Origin of the sequence: Patiriisocius sp. Uisw_017 (genome assembly GCF_047731265.1) — a bacterium.
Taxonomy (GTDB): Bacteria; Bacteroidota; Bacteroidia; order Flavobacteriales; family Flavobacteriaceae; genus Patiriisocius.
This window is the reverse complement of sequence record NZ_CP159835.1, coordinates 2,214,600-2,222,500: the sequence shown is the minus strand read 5'-3', so window position 1 is coordinate 2,222,500 and position 7,901 is coordinate 2,214,600. Positions and strand designations below refer to the sequence as shown.

Annotated in this window: 7 protein-coding genes and 1 rRNA gene (1 of these 8 only partly in view); 4 read left to right on the top strand and 4 right to left on the bottom strand. The window is 36.5% G+C overall.

The window, feature by feature from the left end:
* A 16S ribosomal RNA gene (locus ABXT67_RS10250) occupies window positions 1-1,399 on the bottom strand; it reaches 122 nt to the left of the window's first position.
* Window positions 1,400-2,196: 797 nt separating this feature from the next.
* Between ABXT67_RS10250 and thrS the strand changes: the two genes are divergently transcribed.
* The 4 genes from thrS to rplT all read left to right on the top strand — a co-directional run bounded on the left by thrS (window position 2,197) and on the right by rplT (window position 5,528).
* The gene (thrS, locus tag ABXT67_RS10245) at window positions 2,197-4,146 is read left to right on the top strand and encodes a threonine--tRNA ligase (protein WP_415373910.1); all 1,950 of its coding nucleotides are present in this window, start codon (window positions 2,197-2,199) and stop codon (window positions 4,144-4,146) included.
* A 91-nt stretch (window positions 4,147-4,237) separates the two neighbouring features.
* Complete coding sequence (gene infC, locus ABXT67_RS10240; protein WP_415376982.1) at window positions 4,238-4,750, top strand: translation initiation factor IF-3; 513 nt, start codon at window positions 4,238-4,240, stop codon at window positions 4,748-4,750.
* A gap of 97 nt (window positions 4,751-4,847) precedes the next feature.
* Window positions 4,848-5,045, top strand: coding sequence for a 50S ribosomal protein L35 (gene rpmI / locus ABXT67_RS10235; protein ID WP_293764284.1), 198 nt, complete (start codon window positions 4,848-4,850; stop codon window positions 5,043-5,045).
* A gap of 138 nt (window positions 5,046-5,183) precedes the next feature.
* Window positions 5,184-5,528, top strand: a complete 345-nt coding sequence (gene rplT, locus ABXT67_RS10230; RefSeq protein ID WP_415373909.1) for a 50S ribosomal protein L20 — start codon at window positions 5,184-5,186, stop codon at window positions 5,526-5,528.
* A gap of 592 nt (window positions 5,529-6,120) precedes the next feature.
* Here the strand turns inward: rplT and ABXT67_RS10225 are convergent.
* From ABXT67_RS10225 to ABXT67_RS10215, 3 genes are all read right to left on the bottom strand, one after another.
* Window positions 6,121-6,531 (bottom strand): hypothetical protein, encoded by a 411-nt coding sequence (locus ABXT67_RS10225; RefSeq protein WP_415373908.1) that lies wholly within the window; start codon window positions 6,529-6,531, stop codon window positions 6,121-6,123.
* Window positions 6,532-6,750: 219 nt separating this feature from the next.
* On the bottom strand, window positions 6,751-7,353 hold the full coding sequence (locus ABXT67_RS10220) for an adenylate/guanylate cyclase domain-containing protein (protein ID WP_415373907.1): 603 nt from the start codon (window positions 7,351-7,353) through the stop codon (window positions 6,751-6,753).
* Between the two features lie 32 nt (window positions 7,354-7,385).
* On the bottom strand, window positions 7,386-7,682 hold the full coding sequence (locus tag ABXT67_RS10215; protein ID WP_415373906.1) for a hypothetical protein: 297 nt from the start codon (window positions 7,680-7,682) through the stop codon (window positions 7,386-7,388).
* Between the last annotated feature and the right edge of the window lie 219 nt (window positions 7,683-7,901).

Genomic DNA, 7,901 nt, shown 5'->3' with positions numbered 1-7,901 from the left:
GCTTGACGGGCGGTGTGTACAAGGCCCGGGAACGTATTCACCGGATCATGGCCGATATCCGATTACTAGCGATTCCAGCTTCACGGAGTCGAGTTGCAGACTCCGATCCGAACTGAGATAGGTTTTGAAGATTCGCTCCTGGTCACCCAGTGGCTGCTCTCTGTACCTACCATTGTAGCACGTGTGTGGCCCAGGACGTAAGGGCCGTGATGATTTGACGTCATCCCCACCTTCCTCGCGGTTTGCACCGGCAGTCTTGTTAGAGTTCCCGACATTACTCGCTGGCAACTAACAACAGGGGTTGCGCTCGTTATAGGACTTAACCTGACACCTCACGGCACGAGCTGACGACAACCATGCAGCACCTTGTAATCTGTCCGAAGAAAAAAGTGTTTCCACTCCTGTCAGACTACATTTAAGCCCTGGTAAGGTTCCTCGCGTATCATCGAATTAAACCACATGCTCCACCGCTTGTGCGGGCCCCCGTCAATTCCTTTGAGTTTCATTCTTGCGAACGTACTCCCCAGGTGGGATACTTATCACTTTCGCTTAGCCACTCAGAATAAATTCCGAACAGCTAGTATCCATCGTTTACGGCGTGGACTACCAGGGTATCTAATCCTGTTCGCTCCCCACGCTTTCGTCCATCAGCGTCAATATAATGTTAGTGATCTGCCTTCGCAATTGGTATTCTAAGTAATATCTATGCATTTCACCGCTACACTACTTATTCTAACCACTTCACATTAATTCAAGACAACCAGTTTCAATGGCAATTTTACAGTTGAGCTGCAAACTTTCACCACTGACTTAGCTACCCGCCTACGGACCCTTTAAACCCAATAATTCCGGATAACGCTCGGACCCTCCGTATTACCGCGGCTGCTGGCACGGAGTTAGCCGGTCCTTATTCTTACAGTACCGTCAAGCTCCCTCACGAGGGAGTGTTTCTTCCTGTATAAAAGCAGTTTACAACCCATAGGGCAGTCTTCCTGCACGCGGCATGGCTGGATCAGAGTCTCCTCCATTGTCCAATATTCCTCACTGCTGCCTCCCGTAGGAGTCTGGTCCGTGTCTCAGTACCAGTGTGGGGGATCCCCCTCTCAGGGCCCCTACCTATCGATGTCTTGGTAAGCCGTTACCTTACCAACTAACTAATAGGACGCATACTCATCTTGTACCGTAACCTTTAATCATAAATACGATGCCGTAATATGATACTATATTGTATTAATCCAAATTTCTCTGGGCTATCCAATAGTACAAGGTAGATTGTATACGCGTTACGCACCCGTGCGCCGGTCGTCAGCAAGTGCAAGCACCTCTGTTACCCCTCGACTTGCATGTGTTAAGCCTGCCGCTAGCGTTCATCCTGAGCCAGGATCAAACTCTTCATTGTATAATCTTAAATAAAATTTATAACAACTAAAAGCCCTCTCAAAAAAAATTCTCAGGTTCTCAACTTAGTTTAGTTTAATTTGTATAAAACAATTGTAATAAATTACAATGTCAAATACGCTGTCAATTTCAATATCTCAATGAACTCCCCCATATAGGGATTAGCCGGAACATAACTTAAATTATGAATAACTAAATTTGTCGCTGTAACGGAATCGAACCGCTATTATTAATTACCAAATCAACTCTTTTAAATGAACTACTTTTCTTAGCGGCTGCAAATGTAAAACCGTTTTTACAATCTCACAACTATAAAAGAAAAATATTTCAAAAAAATTTAAGAACTTTATTTTAAAGCTAAAAACAAATACGTTTCGTTTTCTTAGCGGCTGCAAATATACTACTGTTTAAATCTATGCACCAAACAAAAAATGAACTTTTTTTTACTTTTTTTTAGTCTTTTTTTTAAGTGACTGTTTCACATTATATTACAAAAAAATCTCTTATTTGAAATAAAGTTATACCTATACAGTTACACTATAAAATCCAAGTTTTAGCTAACTAGCTCATAAGTATTGTTTTAGACTTAAACAGGTCTAATTTGCAACAAATACCCCACAATAAAACCAAACATTAGATTTAAAACAAATCGTATTAATCACAATCAATTTAAAGTCAAAGCCAATGAAATAATAGCATTGAAAGCAACCAAAGAAAGTAAGCCATCATAGAAACCTACCATTGTTATTTACCAGTTTATAAAACAGTGTATCTTTACACCTTAAATTTTTTTTAATTATGATAGCGATTACTTTACCCGATGGTAGTGTAAAAAATATGGAAACTGGGACCAGTCCAATGGATGTGGCAAGAAGTATCAGCGAGGGATTTGCTCGTAATGTAATTTCCGCTTCCTATAATGGAGAAACTATTGAAGCAAGCACACCACTTCATCAAGATGGTTCTTTAATATTGTTCACTTGGTCTAATAAGGAAGGGAAAAAAGCCTTTTGGCATTCTTCTGCTCACCTTTTGGCTCAAGCACTTGAACAACTGCATCCAGGAATAAAGTTAACTATAGGCCCAGCTATTGACAATGGGTTTTATTACGATGTGGACTTTGGTGAAAGATCATTCGCAGAAAAAGACTTAGCAGCTGTAGAGAAGAAAATGTTGGAGATTGCAAGAGGAAAGCACGAGTTCTCAATTCGTTCAATGTCCAAAGAAGATGCATTAGCATACTACAAAAACCAAAACAATGAGTATAAAGTTGAACTCATTGAAAACTTAGAAGACGGCACAATAACATTTTGTGACCATGATACTTTTACAGATCTATGCCGTGGAGGACATATTCCTAATACTGGCATTATTAAAGCCATTAAATTAATGAGTATCGCTGGTGCTTATTGGCGTGGTGATGAAAAAAACAAGCAGTTAACGCGTATTTATGGTATAACCTTCCCTAAACAAAAAGAGTTAACAGAATACCTAACCCTATTAGAGGAAGCTAAAAAACGTGATCATAGAAAACTGGGAAAGGAGCTACAGCTATACACATTCTCCCAGAAAGTGGGCCAAGGTCTTCCTTTATGGCTCCCCAAAGGAGCTGCATTGCGCGAGCGTCTTGAGAATTTCTTGAAAAAAGCTCAGAAAAAAGCAGGTTATGAAATGGTGATTACTCCACATATAGCAAGTAAAGAGCTGTATGTGACATCTGGGCACTTTGCAAAATATGGTGAAGATAGTTTCCAAGTAATCAAAACTCCTAACGAAGGTGAAGAGTTTATGTTAAAACCTATGAATTGTCCACATCACTGCGAGATATACAATGACAGTCCTTGGTCATATAAAGATTTACCGAAACGTTTTGCCGAATTTGGAACCGTATATCGTTACGAACAAAGCGGAGAATTACACGGCCTCACAAGAGTGAGAGGCTTTACACAAGACGATGCCCATATCTTTTGCACTCCTGATCAATTGGATGCTGAATTTAAAAACGTAATCGACTTAGTATTGTATGTCTTTGGTTCATTAGGATTTGAGAATTTCACAACACAAGTTTCAATAAGAGACTTGAGTAAGCCAGAAAAATACATTGGTAATATAGAAACTTGGGAAAAAGCAGAAGCCGCAATACTAAGTGCCGTCAAAGACAAAGACCTTGACTATGTAATTGAATCTGGAGAGGCCGCCTTTTACGGACCAAAATTAGATTTTATGGTAAAGGATGCTCTTGGAAGAAATTGGCAGCTTGGTACTATTCAAGTAGATTACCAGTTACCTGAGCGTTTTGAACTCACGTATAAAGGTAGTGATAATGAATTACATAGACCTGTAATGATTCATCGTGCACCCTTCGGTAGCATGGAACGATTCATTGCCATTTTACTAGAGCATACAGGTGGAAATTTCCCGCTTTGGCTAATGCCTGAACAAGTTGCTATACTATCATTGAGCGAAAAATATGAGAAATACGCTCAAAAAGTTTTAGATTTGCTTGAAAATCACGAAATTCGCGCCCTTGTCGACAACAGAAATGAGACTATAGGCAAGAAAATACGTGAAGCTGAAATGAATAAGTACCCGTACATGTTGATTTTAGGGGAACAAGAAGCAAATGACGGCACAATATCTGTTAGGAAGCACGGTGAAGGAGATAAAGGAACAATGACCGTTGAAGCATTTGCAAAAATGATAAATGATGCCGTAAAAGAGGAAATTAAAGAATTCGGTGCACATTAAATTGAAAATTAGTAACCACCTCTATTTGAGGAAATAAATATTATACGCCATAGCAATACGAAGAAAAAGAAGCAGAGGACCTGCTCGAATCATCAAAGAAGATCAACACAGAATTAACCGTAAAATTCGTGCTGAAGAAGTACGTCTTGTAGGTGACAATGTTGAAATAGGAGTCTATCCAACAAGGAAAGCACTCGAGATTGCTGAGGAGCAAGAATTTGATCTCGTTGAAATATCACCAAATGCAAAACCACCGGTTTGTAAGGTGATGGATTATAAGAAATTTGTCTACGAGCAAAAAAAGCGCGAAAAGGCAATGAAGTCTAAGGCGACAAAAGTAATCATCAAAGAAATTAGGTTTGGCCCTAATACAGATGAGCATGATTATGAATTTAAAAAGAAACACGCTGAAAAGTTCCTTAAAGATGGTGCTAAACTAAAAGCGTATGTATTTTTTAAAGGTCGTTCTATTATCTATAAAGATCAAGGTGAGATTTTATTATTAAAACTCGCTCAAGAACTTGAAGACCTAGGAAAAGTAGAACAAATGCCTAAACTAGAAGGAAAGCGAATGATCATGTTCATCGCTCCTAAGAAAAAGTAAAAAGTAGTGATGGCGTCATGCAGTTAGCTGTATTTTGCTTTTGCTTTAAAAATATTCCGCTTTGCGGAACATGTGAAATAATAATAAACAAAAAGTAATGCCAAAACAAAAGACAAAGTCTAGTGCTAAAAAGCGATTTAAGCTAACAGGTACTGGTAAGATCAAAAGAAAGCACGCGTTTAAAAGCCACATCTTAACTAAGAAAAGTAAAAAACGTAAGCTTAAATTAACTCATGACGGTTTAGTTCATGAAGCAGATACAAGTAATGTGAAACAAATGCTTCGTTTGAAGTAATTGAGTTCACGGTTAAACAATTTTATAACCCTGGAGATAGGCTTCATTGATTTGCGATTGACGATTGTCGATTGTTTATTTCTGAAATAAAGAGTCATCAAATTAACAAGACCGCCTACTACAAAAAACAATTAAATTATGCCAAGATCAGTAAACAGCGTTGCCAAAAGAGCACGCAGAAAAAAAGTAATGAAACAAGCCAAAGGATACTTTGGTAGAAGAAAAAACGTTTGGACCGTTGCAAAGAATGCAGTAGACAAAGCCATGTCTTACTCATACCGTGACCGTAGAAACAAGAAAAGAACATTTAGAGCATTGTGGATTACACGTATAAACGCAGGAGCTCGTCAATACGGAATGTCTTACTCTCAGTTTATGGGAGGAATGAAAAAAGCTGGAATCGAATTGAACCGTAAAGTTCTTGCAGATCTTGCAATGAATCATCCTGAAGCTTTTGAAGCAGTTGTTAAGAAAGTAAAATAAGATATATATAAACCTTATTATTTCACATTTAAAACCTCGATCAATTTGGTCGAGGTTTTTTTTAAGCTTGTTTTTTCCTAGTGATTTGGTCGAGGGCGGTTTTCCTTGACTCTGGCTTTCAATTTAATAATGTCTATTTTGGGAGTAATAGAAAACATTATTTCTGCTAAACTGTTAGATCCTTTGTTGATTAGCGTTGGAGTGAATCAAAGGTTTTTAATAACAAAATCCACTTATTAGTTGAACTCAGAATCAACAAGATTAAAATTTAAAAAAATAACAATCTCAAAATACTTCCTTTAGTTTATGGAAATTGAGCTGGTAAGATAAAACGTATAGCTTTTATGAAAGTATTATTCCGAGAATCGTGCTTAGTTTAAGGCTCTCGATCTCTGTTTAATAAAGTCCATTTGTATACTCAAACAAATCCTCAAGCTTGGTGTTTTTTTTTTTACATTTCTTGAGGATTGTTTAGCTGTCTTTTATTTTGGATTTGACTATATTTTTGTCAGGGTTGCCACATATTTTTAACTGCTGTGTCCCATATTGTCATCGTTATTTAATCATTGTTCGTTGTGTCATCATATTTCAATTACATTCTTTTGTTTCTCTTTCCATATTCGACAATTACAAAATCGGCGTTTAATCCAATAATCTTCCCATCAACGATTTTGCCCTTTTTATAGAAAATCACTTTGTCTCCAGCGTTTAATTCGACTTTAACATTAGCGGTTGTTGTAATATTTACATTAGCATTCTGAGTCCCCCAAACATCTGCAGTCACTTTTATTTTCTTTCCGTTGCATTTTTCATAAATTTTAGCATTTCTTAAAAACTCGCTTTGATGTTCTTTTGTCAAATTATCAACGGCTTTTTCGAGAGCATCACTTGAAGACTTTGCAATTGCTTCAACTTCTCTTTCGATTAGCACATATTCTTCACTGTCGTCTAAATTCTTATTGCAATTCCATTTAAATCCCCAATTCGGACATAAATACCACACGCTGTTAATGTAGCTAATGCCATTCCTGCTAAAAGTAATTTTTTGGTATTCATTTTTTTGATGTTGTTAGTCTGGGTTATTTTAAATATTGATCAATACATTGTATCTTCTATTTTTTATTGTAGCGTAAATTTTACTTTGTTAGGAGCTATTTTTTTAGAACCTTAGTGATTAAATATAAATCATTTATAACACTTTCTATAGGTCGCTTTATTTCTCTTAATTCCTTCTTCGAATTTCTTTTAATGTGCTTTTATTTTTGGACTTGATTATTCTGAAATAAAAAATTTGTATTTCGGTTAATTTACCTTTTAACAGAACACTTCCTAATGCACTGGCAGTATATCTTTCGTTCAAGTTTAAATCAATTTTCAATCTTTCAGAAATCAATATTCCCACATTATGCGTATTACATTCTGCCTGTATTCTCGCAGAAGTATTGATTACATCTCCTTGAAAGGCCAACTCTTTTTTGACAACTCGAACTTCCGCTACCATTAGTTTTCCTTCGTGAAGGCCAGCTTTAAACTCCGGCTTCAAACCATACTTGCTTTCATAATAGTCAGGTCTTAACTCGAGCGTGTGCTGAAAATCAAAGAATAAGGCTACACAGTTTTTGTTTGCCAATCCTTTTTTATAAGGCCAACTCAAAACAGCTTCATCTCCTACGTACTGGTATATTTCAGCGTCATATTTAGGAACAACATCATTAATATCATAAAAACAGTCTTGAATGAGCTTACTATATTTGTAGTGTCCTAAGGTTTCTGAATTGCTGATCGATGATTTTAAATCTAAGAACATAAAAATTCTTTTTTCCACTTTCGGATCTTTGTATCTACCTAGTAACATCTTTAAGAAAACTCCCTTTCCAAACTTTTCATTCGCGATTTTAATAAACCAAAAAAAATGAATGAAGCCAAAATTATATATAAAATAAAAACAAAAAAAACTTTGTCGCTACGCCACCAACCTCGGTCATTATTTAATTTAAGTCCATAAAAATAACCAGAAAGCTCTATAATAACATTAGGAGCAGCGATAACCGCAACAAAATGATCTAATGGGGTTCTCTTTGAAGAATATTGGTTAAAGAAAATCTCAATGATGGCGAACACAATACCTATTAAGGTACCTGTTAAAATAAACAAAGGAAGTACTTGGTCTGGATCAAGTGAATTTTCATATCCAGGTCGAATTTAAATTCCTTCCTGACTCAAAATACCAACGAACCTGAACATTCCAAACAAGGACATCGCAATTGCCCAAAATATAAATGAATGCCAGAATTTTGTTAGGTATTTCTTGAGTTGTCTACTTCCCATATTTAAAATAAATATAGGATCTTAACTGCTAAGAAATATAATTTT